Here is a 21,430-nt window from a genome sequence, read left to right on the forward strand (position 1 = left end):
CGATGGAACCCGAAGCGGCAGAGGATCCGGACGCCGCCCCGCGTCCGGACACTTTTGAGCAGCGCTACCAACGCCTGGTCGGATACGTCGGCGGACACAGCGATCCGGGCGACCCCGCGCAGGTGTTGGCGATGCAGATGGTGTTGCACATCCCGAAGTCGGAGCCGGTCGACCGGATCGACCTGCTCACCGCGGCCGCATCCGCGGTGGCGCTGCTGTGTCTCGATGAGCGCAGCGGGGCGGGTGGGCCGTGGGCGACGGCGATGGACAACTGGTGCGATGCCAGGATCCGGAAAATCGCCCGTCGTGCCCGCGGCGCGCATTGGGAAGCGGCTCAGGATGTCCCAGGAGTCACCGCCACGTGCGGGTCGGCGCAGGCCAGGGCGATCGTGCCGGGCCCGGTGGGGCAGACCGATCGCCGGATCGCACGACTGCAGATCGGCGGGACCGAGGTCGACGATCGCGGCGATGACACCCCGGCATCCGAGGTCGACGTCGACACTGCTGCCATCCGTCCGACGCTGTGGGTGAATCCGACGCTGGAGATGTCGCTGGGGAAACTGGCGGCGCAGGTCGGTCACGCGTCGATGCTGGCGGTGAAACTGATGGATCTCGGGCAAGCGGCGCAATGGTTTTCTGACGGGTGCCCGGTGCGGGTTCGGATGTCGTCGACATCGGGGTGGGAACGGCTGCTGTCCGCGGATGCGAACGGAATGGCGGTTGCGGTGCGCGATGCCGGGTTCACCGAGATCGCACCGGGTTCGGTGACCGTGATCGCGGAGACCGGCAGGATTTAGCGCGGGCCCATGTCCCCGGGGCTGATGTCCCGGGCCGGCGTCATCGTCTGGTTGCCAAGGGCCGCGAGCAGTTCGAGCTGTTCGAACGCGGTTGTGCTCGGTGCCGCCGAGCAGACGGCGATGCGCAGGTCACTGCCGGGGACGGTCAGGGTGTCGCAGTCGAGGGTGATCGGACCCAGGTCGGGGTGATGGATGGTCTTGACGTCCGAGAGGTGGACGCCGACGACATGAGACGTCCACAGCTCGTCGAATCTGATGCTGGCGCTGCGGATCTGGGAGATCAGTAGCGCCAGCGCCCGATCGTGGGGGTATCGACCCGTCGACGAGCGCAGGTCGGAGACCAGGGCTGTTTCGAAACGGTCCTGCTGAGGTGGCGTATGGGCGACCCGGCTGGGGAGGTTGGCAAAATGTCGCCAGGCGACGTTGCGTTCGACCCCTCGCCAGGACGACGGATCGCCGGTCAGTGCAGCCCACATGGGATTCCATGAGATGAGGTTCCACGCGGCGTCGTGGACGCTGAGTGGAGTATGCCGCAGTTGATCGAGCAGGCGCCCCACACTGGGCGGAATGTGTGCCGAGATCTGCCCAGCAGTCGGAGTGCTCTGACCGGCAAGGGTGTACAGGTGGTCACGTTCAAGGTTGCTCAGGCGTAGGGCGCGGGCGATCGCGGCAAGTACCTGGACCGAGGGGGTGGTGGCGCGGCCGCGCTCCAGTCGCACGATGTAGTCCACCGACAGACCGGCCAGCAATGCGAGTTCCTCGCGTCGCAATCCGGGCGCTCGCCGGACACCGCCGGACGGCAGGCCGACGTCAGCGGGGTTGGTGCGGTCACGCCAGTGGCGCAAGGCGTTGCCGAGTGTCGCGGTGTCGTTCACTGCACCAGTCTTCCGTAATGCGACGAAATCAGCCTGGTACTGGCGCACCCCCCGCTGATGAGGGCTCTGTCTGTCTCGGGATCTGCCCGGCAGGCTGGGGTCATGACAACTTTTGTGATCACCGGGGCGAACAAGGGCCTTGGCTTCGAAACTGCCCGCGGCCTGATCGATCTGGGCCACACCGTATTTCTCGGGGCGCGGGATCGGCAGCGGGGTTCGATCGCCGCGAAGACACTCGGTGCCCGGCCGTTGCTGATCGATATCACCGACGACTCGTCGGTGTCCGCTGCGGCGGATGCTGTGCGGGCCGAGGTCGGGCACATCGATGTGCTGATCAACAACGCCGGTATCGCCGGCCCGAACGCAGCGACCGGGGACATGACCGCGGCAGACCTTCGAGAAGTGTTCGACACCAACGTCTTCGGTGCTGTCCGCACCACCCGCGCGTTCCTGCCGCTGTTGCAGGCCTCGGAGGCGCCGGCCGTGGTCAATGTCAGCAGCAGTCTGGGCTCGCTGACCATCAACTCCGATCCTGCGGCGTACACGCACATCCTCGAAGCCTGGGCGCCGCTGCTGGCGTACAACTCGTCGAAAGCGGCATTGAACATGCTGACCATCCTGTATGCGCAGGCTTATCCGCAGCTCACCGTCGCCGCGGTCGATCCGGGTTTTACAGCCACCGATCTGAACGGCCACCAGGGTGCGCAGAGCGTCGAAGAAGGTGCGGCGGCGATCGTGGCCGCTGCAACAGCCGGACCGGCCGCCCGGACTGCCACTTTTGCCGGAACATCCGGACCGATCCCGTGGTGAGCGCTGGGCCCTGCGCTCTTCTGGCCGGCTTCTCGATATCGCAGGCTGCGGCATGCGCCGCGGTTGATTAGTCTCGGGCCATGACCGAACTCCCGGACTGGGCGGCGTCCCTCGACCTGGCACCTCACCCGGAAGGCGGTTTCTACCGTCAGACCTGGATCAGTGATCTGGCCATCCCGAAATCGGTGCTACCGCAGGGATATCCCGCAGGGCGGCCCGGCGCCACTGCCATCCTGTTCCTGCTCATGCCCGGACAACAATCGGCGTGGCATACCGTGCGCGGCGCCGAGATCTGGTTGCATCACCGCGGTGCTCCGGTCGCGCTTGGCCTGGGAGGGCTGGGCCCCGCGCCGGAGGGTGAACATACGGTGTATGTCGGATCCGATGTACTTGCCGGTCAACATCCCCAGTATGTGGTGATACCCGGTGAATGGCAGCGCGCTTCACCGCACGGCGACGAGGCGTCGCTGGTGAGTTGTATTGTGGTGCCCGGCTTCGACTTTGCTGATTTTGCGATGGTCGAACCCGATTCCGGGCAGAACTGATTTTCGTTTCATTTCCCGACACTCCAACCTGGGCGTCCGGTGATCCGGTGCCGTGCGGCACGATAGGGGGGTGCGTGAAACGGATCCAGACCTGCTGATCGACTTTGAAGATGTGGTGCTGCGACGTGAGGGAAACAACCTCGTCGGGCCCATCACCTGGAAGGTGGAGCTCGACGAACGGTGGGTGATCCTCGGACCCAACGGCGCGGGCAAGACCTCGCTGATGCGGATGGCCTCTGCCGAAACCCACCCGAGCAGCGGAAGTGCGTTCCTGCTCGGTGAGCCGGTCGGACGCACCGAGGTGCGGGAGCTGACCGCGCGGATCGGCGTCACGTCGGCCATGCTCGCCGATCGCATCCCCGCCGACGAGGTGGTCAGTGATCTGGTCGTCTCGGCCGGTTACGCGGTGCTGGGTCGCTGGAAAGAGGTCTACGACCAGGTCGATCGTGATCAGGCGCTGGAGATGCTCGAGTCGATGGGTGCCGAGCACCTGGCGAACCGGAAGTTCGGCACGCTGTCCGAAGGCGAACGCAAGCGGGTGCTGGTCGCGCGGGCGCTGATGATCAACCCCGAGCTGCTCCTGCTGGACGAACCGGCGGCCGGACTCGACCTCGGTGGTCGTGAAGAACTCGTGGCCCGCCTGGAGGTGCTGGCCGCCGACCCCGATGCCCCCGCGACCGTTCTGGTGACACACCACGTCGAAGAGATCCCCAACGGGTTCACCCACGCGATGCTGTTGAAGGAGGGCGTGGTGGTGGCCCAGGGATTGATGGAAGACGTGGTGACCTCGGCGAATCTGTCGGAGGCGTTCAGCCAGTCGATCGTCCTGTCCAAGTCGGGAGGCCGGTACTTCGCCAGGCGATCGCGCCGCGCGGGTGGACATCGAAGGCGCGCCGAATGAGTTTCACGATGGCGGAGAATCCCGAGTCGGTCCCGATCCGCGGTGCCGCAACGGTGGTGCTGATCCGCGAGAACCCGCAACCGCAGACACCGATCGACGTGTTCTTGATGCGCCGGGTGAAGGCGATGGACTTCGCCGGCGGCGTGACCGTGTTTCCCGGTGGCGGTGTCGATGCCCGTGACGCCGAAGCCGACCTCGCCTGGGTCGGTCCGGATGAGGACTGGTGGGCCGAGCAGTTCCACACCGATGCCGCCACCGCGCAATCCTTGGTGTGCGCAGTGGTCCGTGAGCTGTTCGAAGAGTGCGGCGTGTTGCTGGCCGCCGACGCCGACGGGACATTTCCCGACACCTCGGCGCTGAGCGCGGAGCGGGCGGCGCTGGTCGACAAGTCTTTGTCGTTTGCCCAGTTCCTCCGCGACCACCAGTTGCTGTTGCGGGCTGATCTGCTGCGTCCGATGGCGCACTGGATCACCCCGCTGGGGGAGCGGCGGCGCTACGACACCCGGTTCTTCCTCGCGGTGCTCCCACAGGGACAGCACGCCGACGGTGAGACCACCGAGGCGTCCGAGAGCGGCTGGAGCACACCGCAGGCCGCCCTGGCGGACTGGGAAGCGGGCAACACCTTGTTGCTGCCCCCGACCTGGGCGCAGCTACGCGACCTGACCGAATGTGGCAGCGTCGATGAGGCACTGACCCGTGAGCGCCGCATCGAGGCCATCGAGCCCACCCTCGTTTCCACCGGCGAACACGTCCGGATCGTGTTCGACGAAGAAGACGTCTACGGAGTCGAGCGCACGTTCCTGAAGTGACCCCCCGTCGACCGTGCCGATAACGCCGTTGACCGTGCCCTTATCGCCGTCGAGTGGGCCGAAAATGCGCCCGTTGTCGGTCAGTCGGTGTCCGGGTCCGGTGTGGGTTCGGCGCCCTCGCGTTCGTCGCGGTCGGCCCATTCCAGCAGGGTGTCCAAGCGGTAGGCCTTGTCGTCGATTTCGGCATGCAGGTCGCCGAGTTCGGCGAACCGGGCCGGGACGGTGGCAATCGTGAACTCCCGGGGGTCGACGTCGTCGATCTCGTCCCAGGCGATCGGTGTCGAGACGGTGGCCTCGGGATTGCCGCGCACCGAGTACGCGCCGGCGATGGTGTGATCGCGGGTGTTCTGGTTGTAATCGACGAAAACGGTTGTCGGGTCGCGGTCTTTGCGCCACCACGTGGTGGTGACCTCGTCGGGTGCGCGGCGCTCGACCTCACGGGCGAACGCGTGCGCTGCCCGCCGGACATCGGCGAAACCCCACTCGGGTTCGATGCGGACGTAGATATGCAGGCCCGAGCCGCCGGACGTCTTGGGGAAACCGCGCATCCCGAGGTCGTCGAGGACCTCGTGGGCGACGTGTGCGCTGCGGCGGACCCGGTCGAACGAACAGTCCGGCATCGGATCGAGGTCGATCCGCCACTCGTCGGGCTTCTCGGTGTCGAAGCGGCGGGAGTTCCATGGGTGGAACTCGACGGTTGACATCTGCACAGCCCAGATCACGCTGCCCAGTTCGGTCACACAGACCTCGTCTGCGGTCCGGCCGAAGCGGGGGAAGTAGATGTTGACGGTTTCGAGCCAGTCGGGGGCACCGGAGGGGATTCGTTTCTGGTGGACCTTCTGGCCGGCCACACCCTTCGGATACCGGTGCAGCATGCAGGGACGATCCCGCAACGCGCGGACGATGCCGTCGCCCACGGAAAGGTAATAGTGGACAAGGTCGAGCTTGGTTTCACCGCGGGCCGGAAAGTACACGCGCTGGGGACTCGAGACGCGGACGAGGCGTTGGCCGACCTGGACCTCGACCGGCTCGCCGTGCGAGCTTGTTGCCATTACCCGACAGTAGGGTATCGGCGGTCGACCCGGTAGCCTGCCAGGCATGCCTGAGTTCGTATCGCTGCAGACCTCTGAGGAATTTCCCGGGGTCGGAACCATCCTCCTGAATCGCCCGCCGATGAACGCGCTGAGCCGTCAGGTCCAGACCGAATTGGCGCAGGCCGCCCGCGAGGCGACCCTGCGCGACGACATCAAATCCGTGGTTGTCTACGGCGGACCCAAGGTCCTCGCGGCCGGTGCCGACATCAAAGAGATGAACGACATGGACTACGCCGAGATGCGGAAGGTGGCCGGCCGGCTGCAGAGCGACATCGGTTCGATCTCGACCATCCCGAAGCCCACGGTCGCGGCCATCACCGGCTACGCGCTCGGCGGCGGACTCGAAGTGGTGCTCGGCGCGGACCGCCGGATCGCCGGCGACAACGCGAAGCTCGGCGTACCCGAGGTCCTGCTCGGCCTGATCCCCGGCGGCGGTGGCACACAACGCCTGGCCCGTCTGATCGGACCGGCCAAGGCCAAGGACCTCGTCTTCACCGGACGTTTCGTCGGTGCCGCCGAGGCCCTCGAGATCGGTCTGGTCGACGAGGTCGTCGCACCCGACGAGGTCTACAACGCCGCCCTCAAATGGGCCTCGCAGTTCAGCGGTGCCGCCAGTGTTGCGATCGCGGCGGCCAAGGCCGCCATCGACGAGGGCCTGGACACCGACCTGACCACCGGCCTGAAGATCGAAGAGCACGTCTTCGCAGCGCTGTTCGCCACCGAGGACCGCAAGATCGGGATGGCCTCGTTCATCGAGAACGGGCCGGGCAAAGCCAAGTTCGTCGGCAAATAAACACTTCGGTAAACAAGCACATCGATGCGAAAGTAGTTGTAGAGCGTATGACTTCGTCTCCCAACGATCCCGCACCCAACCCGCACGCAACCGCGGACGAGGTGCAGGCGGCACTGCACGACAGCAAGCTCGCCCAGGTGCTCTACCACGACTGGGAAGCCGAGTCGTATGACGACAAATGGTCGATCAGCTACGACGAGCGCTGCATCGACTACGCCCGCGGCCGTTTCGACGCGGTGGCGGGCGACGAGCCGCTGCCGTACGAGCGCGCACTCGAATTGGGCTGTGGCACCGGATTCTTCCTGCTGAACCTGATGCAGGGTGGCATTGCCAAGAAGGGTTCTGTCACCGACCTGTCGCCGGGCATGGTCAAGGTGGCGCTGCGCAACGCCGAGAACCTGGGCCTGGACGTCGACGGGCGGGTCGCCGACGCCGAGACGATCCCGTACGAGGACAACACGTTTGATCTGGTGGTCGGGCACGCTGTGCTGCACCATATCCCGGACGTCGAGAAGTCTTTGCGCGAGGTCATCCGGGTGCTCAAGCCGGGCGGCCGGTTCATCTTCGCCGGTGAACCGTCGACCATCGGTGACTTCTACGCGCGCTGGCTGTCCCGCGCCACCTGGGCCGCGACCACCACCGTCACCAAGTTCGGTCCGCTGCAGAGCTGGCGCCGACCGCAGGCCGAGCTCGACGAATCGTCGCGGGCCGCAGCGCTCGAGGCGGTTGTCGACATCCACACCTTCGATCCGAGTGATCTCGAGGAGATGTCACGATCCGCCGGTGCGGTGAACGTCAAGACCGCTACCGAAGAGTTCGCAGCAGCAATGCTGGGATGGCCGGTGCGTACGTTCGAGGCAGCGGTCCCGCCCGGAAAGCTCGGTTGGGGTTGGGCACGGTTTGCTTTCGGCGGTTGGAAGAACCTCACCTGGCTGGACGAAAATGTCCTGCGGAAAGTGGTTCCGCCGAAGTTCTTCTACAACGTGATCATCACCGGCACCAAGCCCGAGTAGGGGCCGAAGTGGTGGGTTCTGGTCAAAGCGCTGTTCGCTCACCAGAACCCACCGACTACGGGCTCAGCAGGTGGCCAAGATCTGGGTCATCGCTTCCTTTTCGGCGGCGGTGACCCAGACGCCGTATTTGGCCTTCACGTCGATCTGGCGCGCAACATATGTGCACCGGTACGCCTTGTTCGGTGGCAGCCAAGTGGCCGCGTCGCCCGCGCCCTTGCGGGAATTGGTCGGTCCGTCGGTGGCCTGCAGGTTGATCGGGTCGTTGGCGAAGTCTGTTCGCTTGGGCTCGTCCCACTGTGCGGCACCCTTTTGCCAGGCATCCGACATCGCCACGACGTGGTCGATTTGCACTGCGGTCGAGGTCTTTTCGCCGCGGACGAAGTTGATGGTCTTGCCTGTGTACGGATCGGCGAGCACTCCGGTCAGGATCACACAATCGCGGGTGCCCGGTCTGGCGGTGACCTCGGTGAGGTCACGACGAAGCACGTCGTTGCGGGTGTCACATCCGTTGTGGCCGAAATCCACATTCACGTCGTCGGTCCACGATTGCCCGAACTCGTCACGGGCGTAACCGGTCTTCGGTGCCCGACCCTTGACCGCCAACGTCTCCAAACGGACACGGGCGGCGTCGAAGTCGCTCGATACCTGCGCGACGGCTTCTGTGGGGGTGGTCAGCTGCGGATTGGCTGAGGGTGGGGCTGATACGAGGGTGTCACCGGATATTTCCGAACAGGCGACTCCTCCGATCACAGCCGCGACCACAACTGCCAGGATTCCCGCGCCCCGAGATCTACTACTCACAATTTCCTCGAATACGACATCGTTACAGTTATACCCGTGGGCTACGACTTCTCGATCGACGACGTTGCATATCTGCGTTCCGACGCCGGGCGCAGTGCACTGGCGTTTGCTGATTCGCTTGTGCTGCAACCGGACACGATGCTCGGTGACATCGAGAAACTGGCCCGGAGGTACTCGCCACATCAGGCCGCGCTCGTCGAGACGGTCACGTTGCGGCGCAAGGCTGTTGGCAAACTCCGTGATCCAGGGACACTGCTGCTGACCGAGGACGCGTTGCAGCAGGCGACCGCCTATCCGGTGGCCGATCATCGGGCAGCCGAACTGGCAGCGCGCTATCCGGGAGCCACCGTCCACGATGTCACCTGTTCCATCGGTGCGGACCTGTCCGCATTGGCTCGCCAGGACGGCCTCGGCGACGTCATCGGCAGCGACCTCGACGAGGTGCGGCTGGCGATGGCGCAGAACAATGTCCCCGAGGCGAGCTTGTACCGGGCAGATGCCTTGGTGCTCAGCAGTGATGCCGACGTGGTCATCGCCGATCCGGCCCGGCGTAGCGGTGGCCGCCGCAGCTTCCGTTTCGAGGACACCGAGCCTCCTTTGCTCAGTGTTCTCGACGTCTATGCGGGCAAGCCACTGGTGGTGAAGTCGGCACCCGGGCTGGACTACGACCTGCTTCGGGAACGCCACGGATTCACCGGTGAGGTGCAAGTGGTTTCGCTCGACGGGGGCGTCCGCGAGGCCTGTCTGTGGTCCGAGCCGACCCCGGGTGTCACGCGCCGCGCCACCGTGATCCGCACGGATGGCAGCGGCTTCGAGATCACCGACGCCGCCGACGACAGCGCGGGTGTCGACGATGCCGGCACCTGGATCATGGATCCCGACGGTGCGGTGGTGCGTGCGGGCCTGGTGCGGCACTATGCCAAGGCGCATGATCTGTGGCAGCTCGATCCGAAGATCGCTTATCTCAGTGGTGACGAACTACCGGTCGGGGAGCGGGGCTGGCGGGTGCTGGAGCAGCTGACCTATTCCGAGAAGCAGCTCAAACGCCGGCTGGCCGAACTCGATTGCGGCGCAGTGGAGATCCTGGTGCGCGGCATCGACGTCGACCCCGACGCACTGCGAAAGAGGCTGAAGCTCAAGGGTTCACGAGCGCTGGCGGTGGTGATCACCCGCATCGGCCGTCGCGGCGTCATGTTCGTCTGCGAGGCCGGCGTCCGCCGCACGTGAGGATCCGGCAACAAACGAGCCACCTATACGAAGACGAGCCACAAATATGTGGCTCGTCTTCGTATAGGTGGCTCGTTTGCGGGGTGCGGGGGTCAGTTCTTGGGGGAGTCGAAGAAGAAGACCTCACCGAGATGGGTGGCCACGGCCACCTGCCCCGACGCGGAAACCGCGACACCGGTGGTGAAACCGACGGCGCCGGGGATCTCGAGCGTGCGTTTGGTGGCGCCGTCGACGGAGTTCAGCTCGGTCAGGGTGAGGTTGTCTTCACCGGGTTCCCGAACGACGGTCCACGCGGTTCCCGAGTTGGTCAGCGTTGCCAGGCTCGCCGATCGGAGGTCGGTGCGCTCCCACACCGGAACCGCCTTGTCGCCCTCGTCGCGGAACGCCCGGACCGGGGAGTTGAGCGGTCCGGTCGGGATGAACAGTCCATCCGGGGCCACCGTCATCGTGGCGAAGCCGAAACTGCCGATGTTGTAATCCCACTTCCGTTCACCGGTCGTGGCGTCCAGGGCGTAGACACTGCCGAGGCGATTGAACACGTACAGCGTGGAACGGTCGATCGACAGGGTCGGCGGCCCGATGACGCCACCGGGGATGTCGGTGTTCCAGGCTTCGCGGATCGAACGGCTGCCGTCGACCTCGCCGTAGTCGAAAGCCCGGACACCGGAGGCGATTTCGCCCTTCGGCCAGAAGTTGAGGTAGAAGCGGTCACGGTTGTCGTCGACGGCGGGTGGTGCCTGCACCGGGCAGGCCGGTCCGCCAGTGATGCAGTCGCCGAGCCCCTCCAGCGGTTTGGCGGGGTCGACGCCAGGCACCAGTGCGATCCCGGGGGCCTGCAGTTTTCCGGTCTGCGAGTCGAACAGCAGCACCTGTCCGAGGTGGCTGACCATCAGCACCGAACCGGGGCCCGCGAACTTGGCCGACACCGGGACCCCGACCACACCGAACTGCCACCTGGTGTCGCCGCTGCCGGTCAGGCCGACGAACGTCCCGGCCCGTCCGATGTAGATGTTCTCGTATTGATCGACGAGCATCGAATTCAGATCGACCCCGTCGCCGAGGAATTTGCAGAAGTTCTTGCGGCCGGCGCGCTGATCGAACTGGAAGGTGTTGCAGCCGCCGTCGGTGGTGGCCGTGACGTTGACATTCGAGCGTCCCGAGATCGTCAGGGGCGCGCTGATCTCGCCGCCGACCGGACGCGACCAGGACAACGCCAGGTCGCTGCGGACCTCGGGGTAGGCGAAGTTGGAGTTCTGCGCATTGCCGCCGTAGCTCGACCAGCCCGCGCTCGCCACGGACCGGACATCGTCGACGCCGTCCGAGCAGGAGCTCAGCAGGACGGCGAGGATCGGCACCAGCACCGCAGCCGCCCGCGCACCCGCCCGGCGCCCGGACCTCCGGATGGTCGAGCTCCGCTGCGTCTCCATCAACCTCATCGCGACTCTTGCGTCCCTTCGCCTTGATCGGGCCTGAGCCTATCGCGCGGGACCCACGACCCCGGGGAGCGGCGTCCCCCGTTAGTCTTCCTAGCCATGACGAGCATGTGGAATGCGCCACTGCGCCGCCGGTGGCGGGCAGGTCTGCGCGGCGGCGATGACGGTCAGGCCCGCTTCCTGACCCGGGATTCGCTGCGCTGGGTGGTGCAGAACAGGGCCTATACCCCGTGGTACCTGGTCCGGTACTTCCGGTTGCTCCGATTCAAGATGGCCAATCCGCACATCATCCTGCGGGGCATGGTGTTCCTCGGAAAGAACGTCGAGATCCATTCGACCCCCGAGCTCGCCCGGATGGAGATCGGCCGTTGGGTCCACATCGGCGACGGCAATTCCATCCGCTGCCACGAGGGTTCGCTGCGGATCGGTGACAAGGTCGTCTTCGGTCAGAACAACGTGGTCAACGCCTACCTCGACATCGAGATCGGCGCCTCCACGCTGGTTGCCGACTGGGTGTACATCTGCGACTTCGACCACAAGATGGATGACATCACCGTGGCGATCAAGGATCAGGGCATCGTCAAGGGCCCGGTGCGCGTCGGCCCGGACACCTGGATCGCGACCAAGGTCTCCGTGCTGCGCAACACGATCGTCGGACGCGGCTGCGTTCTGGGAGCCCACGCGGTGGTGAAGGGCACGATCCCGGACTTCTCCATCGCGGTCGGGTCGCCGGCCCGGGTGGTCAAGAACCGCAAAGACGATTGGGCCTCGAACGCACAGGAGCGCGCCGAACTCGAGCGCGCCCTGGCCGACATCGAACGCAAGAAGGCTGCCGCGCAGGCGGCCCGGAAACAGTAGTCGAAACAGGCGCCCCACGATCGGGGCGAACCCCCGTGTCAGTCGGCCGGCAGGTGCACGACCACCGGGACAGCCGGGTCGCGTTCGGGCAGTGGGCGTTCGACGATGTCGGGCCGGCCCAGCGGGCGCCGGATGCGACGTTTTGCACCGAGGTAGACCCCGGCGGTACGTTCGGCGACCTGGTTCCAGGCAAAGCCGTCGGTCACCCGGGCGCGGGCGGTGATCGCACGTTGCTGTGCGGCGGCCGGATCGCCGAGGACGCCTCGGATCGCGGCCGTCAGCCCCGCCACATCGGCGGGTGCGAAACTCAGCCCGGTCACACCGTCGGTGACGGCTTCGCCGAGTCCGCCCGCGGTCGAGGTGACCAGTGGGATGCCGGTGGCGGCCGCCTCGAGCGCGATCAGTCCGAACGGCTCGTATCGGCTGGGCAGGACGATCGCGTCGCAGTCGTGCATCAGCGTGGTCAGGCCGACGCGGTCGACGCTGCCGACCCATCGGATGGCCCGTGACACCCGGTGTTTGCGCGCGACCTCCTGGAGCCAGTCGAGTTGTGTGCCGTCGCCGGCAACGGTCAGTGTGGTGCCGGGGAACGTCCGGCGGATGCGGGCCAGGGCGGCAATCGCGTCCTGCAAACCCTTTTCGTATTCCAGGCGTCCGGCGTAGAGCAGGCTCGGCGGCCCACTGTGGGGGACGCGCTTCGCGAACGGCCAGGCCTCGACGTCGATGCCGTTGTTGATGGTGTGGATCTCGGCGAGTTCCGGCCCGAACAACCGGTTCACCTCGTCGTGCATCGACTGCGAGCAGGCGATCAGTGCATCGGATTCGGCGGCGAGCCACCATTCGACCGAGTGGACCTGCCGGTTCACCCGGCCACTGACCCAACCGCTGTGGCGGCCGGCCTCGGTGGCATGAATGGTGCTGACCAGCGGGACATCGAAGTGCTCGGCCAGCGCGATCGCCGGGTGGGCGACCAGCCAGTCGTGGGCGTGGACCACGTCGGGAATCCACGGGCCCTCGGCGGCAAGGTTTTTCGAGTCGCCCAGTTTGAGCCCGGCGCGCAGCAGGGAGTGCCCCATGGCCAGGGTCCAGGCCATCATGTCCTCGCCGAAGACGAAGTGCGGCGGGTCCTCGGCCACCGCGATCACCCGAACGCCCTCGTTCTCGGCGTCGGTGCCGGGGTGGGTGAGCCCGTCGCTGCCACCGGGCTGCCGCGACAGCACCACCACCTCGTGGCCGGCGCGGGCGAGTTCGACGGCGAGGTGATGCACGTGACGGCCCAGACCCCCGACCACCACGGGCGGGTATTCCCACGACACGATCAGAACCCTCATGCTGCCCCCGCCATCCGAATCTCGTGCACGCTCATGGTCATTCCCGCCCCGTGAAGTTCAATCGACGTGCATCGAGCCCGGGGAAGAGGTTGTCCGCCCGATTCCATTGCGAGGCCAGTTGTGCGGCAATCGATTCCCGCCCTCGGTCGGCGGCGTCGCAGATCTCCCGGGTGGCGTGGGCGTGGGTGTAGAGCCGATTGCGGGCGTAGTCGGCGGCGGTCTGTTTGGACACCATGAACGGCCAGTCCGACGAGAGGGTCATCAGCGTCTCGCGCAGGATCTGATCGCCGACCCGATCGCGCATGGGCTGCTGATCACGACGCTTCTGGACGGTGGTCAACGCCGCCGACACCACCTCGGCATTGATCCGGACCAGGTCTTCGACGACCGGACCGTTCCACACCCGCCAGTCCTTGCCCGACCCCCACGACGACTCGCTGAGCTCCGCCGGCGCACCGACATAGCCTTCGTCGCGCGCGGTTTTCAGTGTGCCGACGGTGATCCCGGCCTCCGGCAGGGCGCGCAGGACGGCCTCGAGCCATTGCGGTCCCTCGTGCCACCAGTGACCGAACAGTTCGGTGTCGAACGCGGCGACCACATGCGCCGGCCGGCCGATGCGGTCGCTCTCGCTGATCAGTCGTTCGCGGATACACATGACGAAGTCGTCGACGTGGCGACGCAGCGCGGCCTGTGCGCGGGCCGGTTCATAGGGCTTCTTGTCCGGGCCGGCGACCGTGCGGCGGGTGACCCGTGCCGGTTTGAGACCGAATTGGTGATCGTACGTATGGAAGTCGCGGTAGGCGCTGTTGCCGGGGTAGCCCGACTTCGGTGACCACACCCGATACGAGACCTGCAGGTCGCGGCCGAAGGCGACGACCTCACTCTCACCGACGGTGCGACCCAGGCTGGTCTCACCGTGCAGGGCCGGGCCGTCGACCATGAAGTGCCGGACCCCGGCGGCCTGATAATCCGACTCCATGCCCGGCGCGTAGGCGCATTCCGGTGCCCAGATCCCTTCTGGGCGAGTGCCGAACCGTAGTTGCGCATCGGACAGACCTTCGCGGAGTGAGAAGTCGCGCAGTCGGGGATCGAGGAGGGGCGCAAACGGATGGGCCAGCGGTCCGCCGAGCAATTCGATGGTGCCGGAGTCGACCATCGAGCGGATCAGTGCGGAACCGCCATGGCGCCAATGGGTTTCGAAATCGGCCAATGCGGCTGCAGCGCTGCGGTATTCGCGGTTGCCGAGCTCGTTGACCGATGCGGTGGGACGAGCTGCACTGCCGGTGTCGGCGCGGGAGATCGCTGCCTCGGCGCCACGGAGCTGCCAGTCGGCGAGCCACTCGTACATCGATGTCAGGCAATGCGGATCATCGAGCTGGGCGGCCAGGACCGGGGTGACACCCAGCGTCAGCTGGTCGGTGAAGCCCTCGGCGGCGAGCCGTCGGAGCGCGGCGAACACCGGCTGGTACGACGCGGCCCACGATTGATACAGCCACTCCTCGCCGACCGGCCACCGACCGTGATTGGCCAGCCAGGGCAGATGTGAATGCAGCACCAGGCTGAACATGCCCGGTACCGGACTCGCCTCGCGCAAGGCGTTGTGGCTCAAGGCTTCACCGCGATGAACAACAGGTCGAGGCTCGCATCGAGGTCGGTGTCGGTGATGTCGAAGTCACCGGTCCCGACCCCGGCGACGTCGTCGGTGAGCTCCGGCGGCCACGGCTGCCCGGACAGGGCGCGTTCGATCTGGGCGTCGATGAAGGAGCCGCCCCACTTGGCGTCGAGGGCGCGCATCCCGGCGCCGTGGAAGACCCCGAGTGTTTCGGTGACCGTGAAGCCGGCGTCTTCGAGGAGCTCGCGGAGCTCGGCGGGGTTCAGTTCGCGGGTGTGGAACGGATTGAGGGGGGTGTCGCGACCGGGGGAGAAGGTGATTCGGTTGGGGGTCGAGATCAGCAGTTCGCCGCCTCGGCGCAGGACCCGCAGGCACTCGGCGATGAAGGCGGGCTGATCCCAGAGGTGCTCGATGACCTGGAAGTTCACGACCGTGTCGACCGATTCGGCGGCGATGGGAAGGTCTATCAGATTGGCCTGGTGGATGGTCAGCTGCGGATAGCGGGCACGGGTGTGCTGTACCGCGGACAGGTCGTAGTCGACGCAGGTGACACCGGTGGCCACCGTCGAGATCAGGTCGGCGCCGTAGCCCTCGCCGGAACCGGCTTCGAGGACGTCTTTGCCGCCGCAACGTTGCAGTATGAATTCATAGGCCACCTCGTGACGGCGGAACCAGTAGTTCTCCTCGGCGATCCCGGGAACCGTTCGTTCGCCGGTCAGGGCAAGCGTGGGCGTCCCGGATCCACCCGTGTCGGGCTGGGTGACGGTGTCCTGCGATCCACGCGTGCGGTTGGCCATCTAGGGGAGCCTAGTGGTCGCGGTGTCGGAGCTGAAGGGCGACTTGGAACCCGAGTACAGATCTTCGCCGGGAATCGGCGGTGACCGTCGGAATGTGACGGAGGTCATTGTGACAGAATCGGGTGGTCAACGTCCTCTTGGTGCGCGCTAAGGTGGTACAGAACAAGGCGTACTTACCGACGGGTAAGTTGTCCAGAACCCTACGCAGGAGGTCGACGAAGACCCATGACAAATATTGTCGTTCTGATCAAGCAGGTCCCTGACACCTACTCCGAGCGCAAGCTCAGCGACGGCGATTACACGCTGGACCGCGAAGCTGCCGATGCCGTACTCGACGAGATCAACGAGAAGGCCGTCGAAGAGGCCCTCAAGATCAAAGAGGCCGGCGAGGGTGAGGTGACCGTGCTGGCTGTCGGTCCTGCCCGCACCACCGATGCCATTCGCAAGGCTCTGTCGATGGGCGCCGACAAGGCGATCCACGTCCTGGACGATGCGATGCACGGCAGCGATGCCATCCAGACCGCATGGGTTCTCGCTCGGGCACTGGGCACCGTCGAAGGCGTCGAACTGGTCATCGCGGGTAACGAGGCCACCGACGGTCGCGTCGGCGCAGTGCCGGCCATCATCGCCGAGTACCTCGAGCTCCCGCACCTGACCCACATGCGCAAGCTGGTCGTCGAGGGCGAGAAGATCTCGGGCGAGCGTGAGACCGACGATGGCATCTTCCATCTCGAGTCCTCGTTGCCGGCCATCGTGAGCGTCGGCGAGAAGATCAACGAGCCGCGCTTCCCGTCCTTCAAGGGCATCATGGCCGCGAAGAAGAAAGAGGTCCAGGTTCTTTCGCTGGCCGATATCGGCGTCGAGCCCGAAGAAGTCGGTCTGGCGAACGCCGGATCGACGGTCACCGCCTCGACCCCGAAGCCGCCGAAGACCGCGGGCGAGAAGGTCGTCGATGAGGGTGACGGTGGCACGAAGGTCGCCGAGTACCTGGTCGGCCAGAAGATCATCTGATCGCGCCGACCTCACACACCACCTCGACCCCTCCAAGGAGTAAAAACCATGGCTGAAGTACTTGTCCTCGCTGAGCTGGACGCCGAGGGTGCCCTGAAGAAGGTCACCTCTGAGCTCATCACCGCCGCCCGCGCGCTGGGCAGCCCGTCGGTGGTCGTCGCCGCGAAGCCGGGCACCGCCGACGCGATCGCCGACGCGCTGAAAGAGGCCGGCGCCGAAAAGATCTATGTCGCCGAGTCCGATTCGGTCGACGGCTATCTCATCACCCCCAAGGTCGACATCCTCGGCACCCTGGTGGAGCAGGCCGCACCGGCCGGCGTCATCGTGGCCGCCACGGTTGACGGCAAGGAGATCGCCGGTCGTCTGGCCGCCCGTCTCGGTTCGGGTGTGCTCGCCGACGTCATCGACGTGAAAGAGGGCGGCATCGGCGTCCACTCGATCTTCGGTGGCGCCTACACCGTCGACGCGCAGGCCGGCGGCGACGTCCCCGTGTTCTCCGTGCGTCCCGGTGGCGTCGAGGCAGCCCCGTCGCCCGGCGCCGGTGAGCGTGTCGACGTCGAGGTTCCCGAGGTGCCCGAGAACGCCGTCAAGATCACCAAGGTCGAGCCGAACGTCGGCGGCGACCGCCCCGAGCTGACCGAGGCCACCATCGTGGTCTCCGGTGGCCGTGGCGTCGGTAGTGCCGAGAAGTTCTCCGTCGTCGAAGAACTCGCCGATTCGCTGGGTGCCGCTGTCGGCGCTTCGCGTGCGGCGGTCGACTCCGGTTACTACCCGGGACAGTTCCAGGTCGGTCAGACCGGCAAGACCGTCTCGCCCCAGCTCTACGTGGCACTGGGCATCTCCGGCGCCATCCAGCACCGGGCCGGCATGCAGACCTCGAAGACGATCGTCGCCGTCAACAAGGACGAAGAGGCACCCATCTTCGAGATCGCCGACTTCGGCATCGTCGGCGACCTGTTCAACGTCGCCCCGCAGCTGACCGAGGCAGTCAAGGCGCGCAAGTGAGCGCATGGCGCCACCGCACCTCGTAACGAACAGACGACCCTCCACCTTCGGGTGGGGGGTCGTTTGCTGTGCGCTGCGGTTCGTGCCGACCGTCGGTGAGTTTCCCCACATCGACAGGGTCGATTCTGCGGGGCGGCGCCGCCACCTGCGGCGTCAGGCGCCGGTCACCGTGAAAAACACGGCGTTCATCGCGTCCTGGCGGGCCGGATCGGGCAGTCCGATGGCGAGGAGTCCGGGCGTGGAAATACCGAGGGCGCCGATGCGGTTATCCTTGATTGGTTATGTTCTCCGCTGATCGCACGCCCATCTACCTCGACCACGCCGCGTCGACCGTCATGGTCCCCGCCGCCGTCGTGGCGATGAACGAACTCTTGGGGATCGCGGGCAACGCGTCATCGCTGCACGGATCGGGCCGTCGGGCCCGGCGTCGCCTGGAGGAATCGCGGGAATCGATCGCGGCCTCACTGGGTGCGCGGCCCTCCGAGGTGATCTTCACCGGTGGTGGCACCGAGAGCGACAACCTCGCCATCAAAGGCATTTTCTGGGCGCGCAACAAGAATCCGGAAACCCCGCGCAAGCGAATCATCGCCTCGTCGATCGAACACCACGCGATCCTCGATCCGGTGCTCTGGCTCGCCGATTCCGAGGGCGCGGAGATCACCTGGCTCCCGGTTGATGCCCAGGGTCTGGTGGATCCGGCCGTCCTGCGCGCGGAACTGTCGTCCCATGCCGAACAGACCGCACTGGTCAGCGTGATGTGGGCCAACAACGAGATCGGTGCCATCGAGCCCATCGCGGAGCTGGCCGCCATCTGTCGCGAGTTCGGTGTGCCGATGCATTCCGACGCGATCCAGGCTGCCGGACATCTGCCCATCGACTTCGGTGCCAGTGGCCTGTCGGCGATGAGCGTCACCGGTCACAAGTTCGGTGGCCCACACGGAGTCGGTGCGCTGCTCCTGGGCCGCGACGTCGACTGTGTGCCGCTACTGCACGGTGGTGGGCACGAACGCGACGTCCGCTCCGGCACCCCCGACGTACCCGCTGCGGTGGGTATGGCTGTGGCGCTGGAGGTTTCGGTGCGAGAGCTCGACCTTACGATGCCCGCCGTGGCGGCGCTGCGTGATCGGCTGTTCGCGGTGCTCGCAGAGTCGGGCACCGGATGCGTCATCAATGGACCGGTCGGGCCGAGGCGACTTCCCGGAAATGTACATGTTTCTTTCCCCGGCTGTGAAGGTGATTCGCTGTTGATGTTGCTCGACGCCAACGGTATTGAATGTTCGACCGGTTCGGCCTGCACCGCCGGTGTGGCCCGGGCGAGCCACGTGCTGACCGCGATGGGTGTGTCCACCGCCGATGCCCGCAGCTCCCTGCGCTTCTCGCTGGCACCGTCGACGACGGCCGATGAGATCGAGGCGGTCGGTGCGGTGATCGGTGAGGTCGTCGCCCGCGCGCAGGCTGCCGGGATGGCGACCGCCATGGCGGGTGATCGCTGATGCGGGTACTTGCTGCGATGAGCGGTGGCGTCGACTCGGCAGTTGCCGCAGCCCGCGCCGTCGAGGCCGGCCACGAGGTCGTCGGGGTGCACCTGGCGTTGTCGACTGCGCCCGGTGCGTTGCGGACCGGTTCGCGCGGATGTTGTTCGCGTGAGGACGCCGCCGATGCGCGCCGCGCGGCCGATGTCCTCGGGATCCCGTTCTATGTCTGGGACTTCGCAGATCGGTTCAAGGACGACGTCATCGACGAGTTCGTTGCCGCCTATGCCGCCGGACAGACACCCAACCCCTGCTTGACCTGCAACGAGAAGATCAAGTTCTCCGCGTTGTCCGAGCGGGCCATCGCATTGGGTTTCGACGCGGTGGCCACCGGCCATTACGCACGGCTCGAGAACGGGCAGCTGCGGCGGGCCGTCGATGACGACAAAGATCAGTCCTACGTACTGGCAGTGCTGACCGCAGAACAGCTTTCGCATGCGATGTTCCCGGTGGGGGACACCCCGAAGGACCAGATCCGCGCCGAGGCCGCGGCCAAGAACCTGTCGGTGGCCGACAAGCCGGACTCACACGACATCTGCTTCATCCCCACCGGAGACACCCGGGCCTTCCTCGGCGCCACCATCGGCGTGCGGCCGGGCAAGGTGGTCGACGCCGATTCCGGCGCCGAACTCGCCGACCACGACGGCGTCCACGGATTCACGATCGGTCAGCGAAAAGGCCTCGGAATCGAGGCGCCCGCCACCGACGGCAAGCCCCGCTACGTCACCGAGATCGACCCGGATTCGGGCACCGTCACGGTCGGTTCCTCCGAACACCTCCAGGTGTGGAGCATCACCGCGGGCCGCGCGATCTGGACCTCCGGCGAGACGCCGACCGGGCCGTTCGAGGCGATGGTCCAGGTGCGGGCGCACGGCGGTCTGGCGCCGGCGACGGTCGAGGCGATCGACGACGGCACCGACGGTGTAGAGGGTCCGGGCATCCGGATCCGGCTGCACGCGCCATTGACCGGTGTGGCCCGGGGGCAGGCGGCGGTGGTCTATCTGCCGGACTCGGTCAACGGCGACCTGGTGGTCGGCAGTGGTCGCATCGTGGTGACCGGTTCGGTTCCCGGCGACCTGGTCAGCAGTTCGCACACGTGAGCACCCTGCCGGTCGGATCGGGCACGGGCGTCGGCTCGATGCCGGGTATCGATCCACGAGTTGCCGCCGAGATCAGTGTCGGCGAAACAGAGTTCGCATTCCTCCCGGAATTGCCTGCTCGCGGGTTGGGCGCCGACATGGTCGGCCGGGCCGCGGTCCTACTGGTGGACATGCCCATGGACGTCGCGCCTTCGGGCTATCGACTCTCGGGACGACCGTCGGGTCTGAGTCGCCGGGCCCGGGACTTCCTGGCCGCCGATCTCGATGCCTTCGAAGAAGCCTGGGAGCGAGCGGGTCTGACCGGTACCGACCGCACCGTCAAAGTGCAGGCGTGCGGACCGTTCACCCTGGCCGCATCGGTTGAACTCGCCGGTGGCCACAAGATCCTCCGCGACGAGGGAGCCTGGTCCGATCTCGTCGAATCGATGGCCGAAGGCCTGCGGGTCCATGCCAACGATGTCAGCAGGCGTACGGGCTCAAAGGTTGTCGTCCAGGTGGACGAGCCGCTCATCGGCCGGGTGATCGAGGGATCGATCAAGCCGCTGACCCGGTTCAACATCATCAACCCGATCCCGGTGCAGACCGTTGCCGAGCACTACGACAACTTCATCTCCGTGGTGGACCGACCGGTGATCATGCACGACTGCTCGTCCGGTGTGCAGTGGGATCTACTGGCCCGCAGCCGCTTTGCCGCGATCAGTGTTGACCTTGCGCAGATCCGGACCGCAGATCTCGACGGTATCGGGTTGTTGCTCGACGAAGGTCGCGAGGTGGTGCTGGGCGCAGTACCCGCCACCGCCCCGGGCAAGGAACTCGCGGCCGAGCAGGTGGCCGCCGACTGCGCCGAACTGATCGACCGAATCGGGTTGTCCCGCAAGGTGTTGGCCGAGCAGATCGTCATCAGTCCCGGATGTGGTCTGGCCGGGGCCGACGCGGACTGGGCGCAGGCTGCGCTCGCGTTGTGTGGCAAGGCCGCTGCCGGTCTGCACGCAGATCCCACATCTGTCTGAACCGCAGACCCCCGAACGATCGGGAACTTTCCCCGTCGACCGCGGCTCTGATCTACATGAGCAATCACAACGCCGG

At 66.3% G+C, this 21,430-nt stretch carries 21 protein-coding genes; 14 read left to right on the forward strand and 7 right to left on the reverse strand.

Features of this window, described 5'->3' with window-relative positions:
• The first annotated feature begins 2 nt into the window (after nt 1-2).
• Nucleotides 3-797: an aminoacyl-tRNA hydrolase gene (locus tag AC51GT_RS01175; RefSeq protein ID WP_496327595.1), complete on the forward strand. Its 795-nt coding sequence runs from the start codon at nt 3-5 to the stop codon at nt 795-797.
• Here the strand turns inward: AC51GT_RS01175 and AC51GT_RS01180 are convergent.
• Nucleotides 794-1,672 (reverse strand): helix-turn-helix domain-containing protein, encoded by an 879-nt coding sequence (locus AC51GT_RS01180; RefSeq protein WP_496327596.1) that lies wholly within the window; start codon nt 1,670-1,672, stop codon nt 794-796. The two genes, AC51GT_RS01175 and AC51GT_RS01180, sit on opposite strands and share 4 nt — an antisense overlap.
• A 102-nt stretch (nt 1,673-1,774) precedes the next feature.
• Between AC51GT_RS01180 and AC51GT_RS01185 the strand changes: the two genes are divergently transcribed.
• The 4 genes from AC51GT_RS01185 to AC51GT_RS01200 all read left to right on the forward strand — a co-directional run bounded on the left by AC51GT_RS01185 (nt 1,775) and on the right by AC51GT_RS01200 (nt 4,737).
• On the forward strand, nt 1,775-2,482 hold the full coding sequence (locus AC51GT_RS01185; RefSeq protein WP_496327597.1) for an SDR family NAD(P)-dependent oxidoreductase: 708 nt from the start codon (nt 1,775-1,777) through the stop codon (nt 2,480-2,482).
• A gap of 80 nt (nt 2,483-2,562) precedes the next feature.
• Nucleotides 2,563-3,027 carry a cupin domain-containing protein gene (locus AC51GT_RS01190; RefSeq protein WP_496327598.1) on the forward strand — a complete coding sequence of 155 codons (465 nt, stop codon included), beginning with the start codon at nt 2,563-2,565 and terminating at the stop codon, nt 3,025-3,027.
• A 70-nt stretch (nt 3,028-3,097) separates the two neighbouring features.
• Complete coding sequence (locus AC51GT_RS01195; RefSeq protein ID WP_496323567.1) at nt 3,098-3,928, forward strand: ABC transporter ATP-binding protein; 831 nt, start codon at nt 3,098-3,100, stop codon at nt 3,926-3,928.
• Nucleotides 3,925-4,737, forward strand: a complete 813-nt coding sequence (locus AC51GT_RS01200) for an NUDIX hydrolase (protein WP_496327599.1) — start codon at nt 3,925-3,927, stop codon at nt 4,735-4,737. Before AC51GT_RS01195 ends, AC51GT_RS01200 begins: the two co-directional genes overlap by 4 nt.
• An 80-nt stretch (nt 4,738-4,817) precedes the next feature.
• Here AC51GT_RS01200 and ligD read toward each other — a convergent pair whose 3' ends face one another.
• On the reverse strand, nt 4,818-5,789 hold the full coding sequence (gene ligD / locus AC51GT_RS01205; RefSeq protein ID WP_496323569.1) for a non-homologous end-joining DNA ligase: 972 nt from the start codon (nt 5,787-5,789) through the stop codon (nt 4,818-4,820).
• Between the two features lie 46 nt (nt 5,790-5,835).
• On the opposite strand from ligD, the gene AC51GT_RS01210 reads away from it, so the two are divergent.
• Together AC51GT_RS01210 and AC51GT_RS01215 are read left to right on the forward strand one after the other, a co-directional pair.
• The gene (locus AC51GT_RS01210) at nt 5,836-6,624 is read left to right on the forward strand and encodes an enoyl-CoA hydratase/isomerase family protein (protein WP_496323570.1); all 789 of its coding nucleotides are present in this window, start codon (nt 5,836-5,838) and stop codon (nt 6,622-6,624) included.
• A gap of 47 nt (nt 6,625-6,671) precedes the next feature.
• Nucleotides 6,672-7,637 carry a class I SAM-dependent methyltransferase gene (locus tag AC51GT_RS01215; RefSeq protein WP_496323571.1) on the forward strand — a complete coding sequence of 322 codons (966 nt, stop codon included), beginning with the start codon at nt 6,672-6,674 and terminating at the stop codon, nt 7,635-7,637.
• 63 nt (nt 7,638-7,700) lie between these two features.
• Here the strand turns inward: AC51GT_RS01215 and AC51GT_RS01220 are convergent, their stop codons facing one another.
• Nucleotides 7,701-8,438: an HNH endonuclease family protein gene (locus AC51GT_RS01220; RefSeq protein ID WP_496327600.1), complete on the reverse strand. Its 738-nt coding sequence runs from the start codon at nt 8,436-8,438 to the stop codon at nt 7,701-7,703.
• Between the two features lie 36 nt (nt 8,439-8,474).
• On the opposite strand from AC51GT_RS01220, the gene AC51GT_RS01225 reads away from it, so the two are divergent.
• Entirely contained in the window at nt 8,475-9,665 is a 1,191-nt protein-coding gene (locus AC51GT_RS01225; RefSeq protein ID WP_496327601.1) for a class I SAM-dependent methyltransferase, read from the forward strand.
• Between the two features lie 92 nt (nt 9,666-9,757).
• On the opposite strand, the gene AC51GT_RS01230 is transcribed toward AC51GT_RS01225, so the two are convergent.
• Complete coding sequence (locus tag AC51GT_RS01230; protein ID WP_496327602.1) at nt 9,758-11,101, reverse strand: outer membrane protein assembly factor BamB family protein; 1,344 nt, start codon at nt 11,099-11,101, stop codon at nt 9,758-9,760.
• 96 nt (nt 11,102-11,197) lie between these two features.
• On the opposite strand from AC51GT_RS01230, the gene AC51GT_RS01235 reads away from it, so the two are divergent.
• Nucleotides 11,198-11,956: an acyltransferase gene (locus AC51GT_RS01235; RefSeq protein WP_496327603.1), complete on the forward strand. Its 759-nt coding sequence runs from the start codon at nt 11,198-11,200 to the stop codon at nt 11,954-11,956.
• Nucleotides 11,957-11,994: 38 nt separating this feature from the next.
• On the opposite strand, the gene AC51GT_RS01240 is transcribed toward AC51GT_RS01235, so the two are convergent.
• From AC51GT_RS01240 to AC51GT_RS01250, 3 genes are read right to left on the reverse strand one after another with little or no spacing between them, the layout of a single operon-like run.
• Nucleotides 11,995-13,287, reverse strand: coding sequence for a glycosyltransferase family 4 protein (locus AC51GT_RS01240; RefSeq protein ID WP_496327604.1), 1,293 nt, complete (start codon nt 13,285-13,287; stop codon nt 11,995-11,997).
• Nucleotides 13,288-13,324: 37 nt separating this feature from the next.
• A complete protein-coding gene (locus tag AC51GT_RS01245; RefSeq protein WP_496327993.1) occupies nt 13,325-14,854 on the reverse strand; it encodes a 1,4-alpha-glucan branching protein domain-containing protein in 1,530 nt (509 codons plus the stop codon).
• Nucleotides 14,855-14,892: 38 nt separating this feature from the next.
• Entirely contained in the window at nt 14,893-15,696 is an 804-nt protein-coding gene (locus tag AC51GT_RS01250; RefSeq protein ID WP_496323577.1) for a class I SAM-dependent methyltransferase, read from the reverse strand.
• Between the two features lie 225 nt (nt 15,697-15,921).
• Here AC51GT_RS01250 and AC51GT_RS01255 point away from each other — a divergent pair, with 225 nt between their 5' ends.
• The 5 genes from AC51GT_RS01255 (at nt 15,922) to AC51GT_RS01275 (ending at nt 21,354) form a co-directional block, all read left to right on the forward strand.
• Complete coding sequence (locus AC51GT_RS01255; RefSeq protein WP_496327605.1) at nt 15,922-16,707, forward strand: electron transfer flavoprotein subunit beta/FixA family protein; 786 nt, start codon at nt 15,922-15,924, stop codon at nt 16,705-16,707.
• Between the two features lie 48 nt (nt 16,708-16,755).
• The gene (locus AC51GT_RS01260; protein ID WP_496327606.1) at nt 16,756-17,712 is read left to right on the forward strand and encodes an electron transfer flavoprotein subunit alpha/FixB family protein; all 957 of its coding nucleotides are present in this window, start codon (nt 16,756-16,758) and stop codon (nt 17,710-17,712) included.
• Between the two features lie 281 nt (nt 17,713-17,993).
• A complete protein-coding gene (locus tag AC51GT_RS01265; RefSeq protein ID WP_496327607.1) occupies nt 17,994-19,205 on the forward strand; it encodes a cysteine desulfurase family protein in 1,212 nt (403 codons plus the stop codon).
• Nucleotides 19,205-20,344 carry a tRNA 2-thiouridine(34) synthase MnmA gene (mnmA, locus tag AC51GT_RS01270; protein WP_496327608.1) on the forward strand — a complete coding sequence of 380 codons (1,140 nt, stop codon included), beginning with the start codon at nt 19,205-19,207 and terminating at the stop codon, nt 20,342-20,344. Before AC51GT_RS01265 ends, mnmA begins: the two co-directional genes overlap by 1 nt.
• Entirely contained in the window at nt 20,341-21,354 is a 1,014-nt protein-coding gene (locus tag AC51GT_RS01275; RefSeq protein ID WP_496327609.1) for a uroporphyrinogen decarboxylase/cobalamine-independent methonine synthase family protein, read from the forward strand. Before mnmA ends, AC51GT_RS01275 begins: the two co-directional genes overlap by 4 nt.
• Nucleotides 21,355-21,430 lie beyond the last annotated feature (76 nt).

This window comes from Williamsia sp. z34 (genome assembly GCF_059553395.1).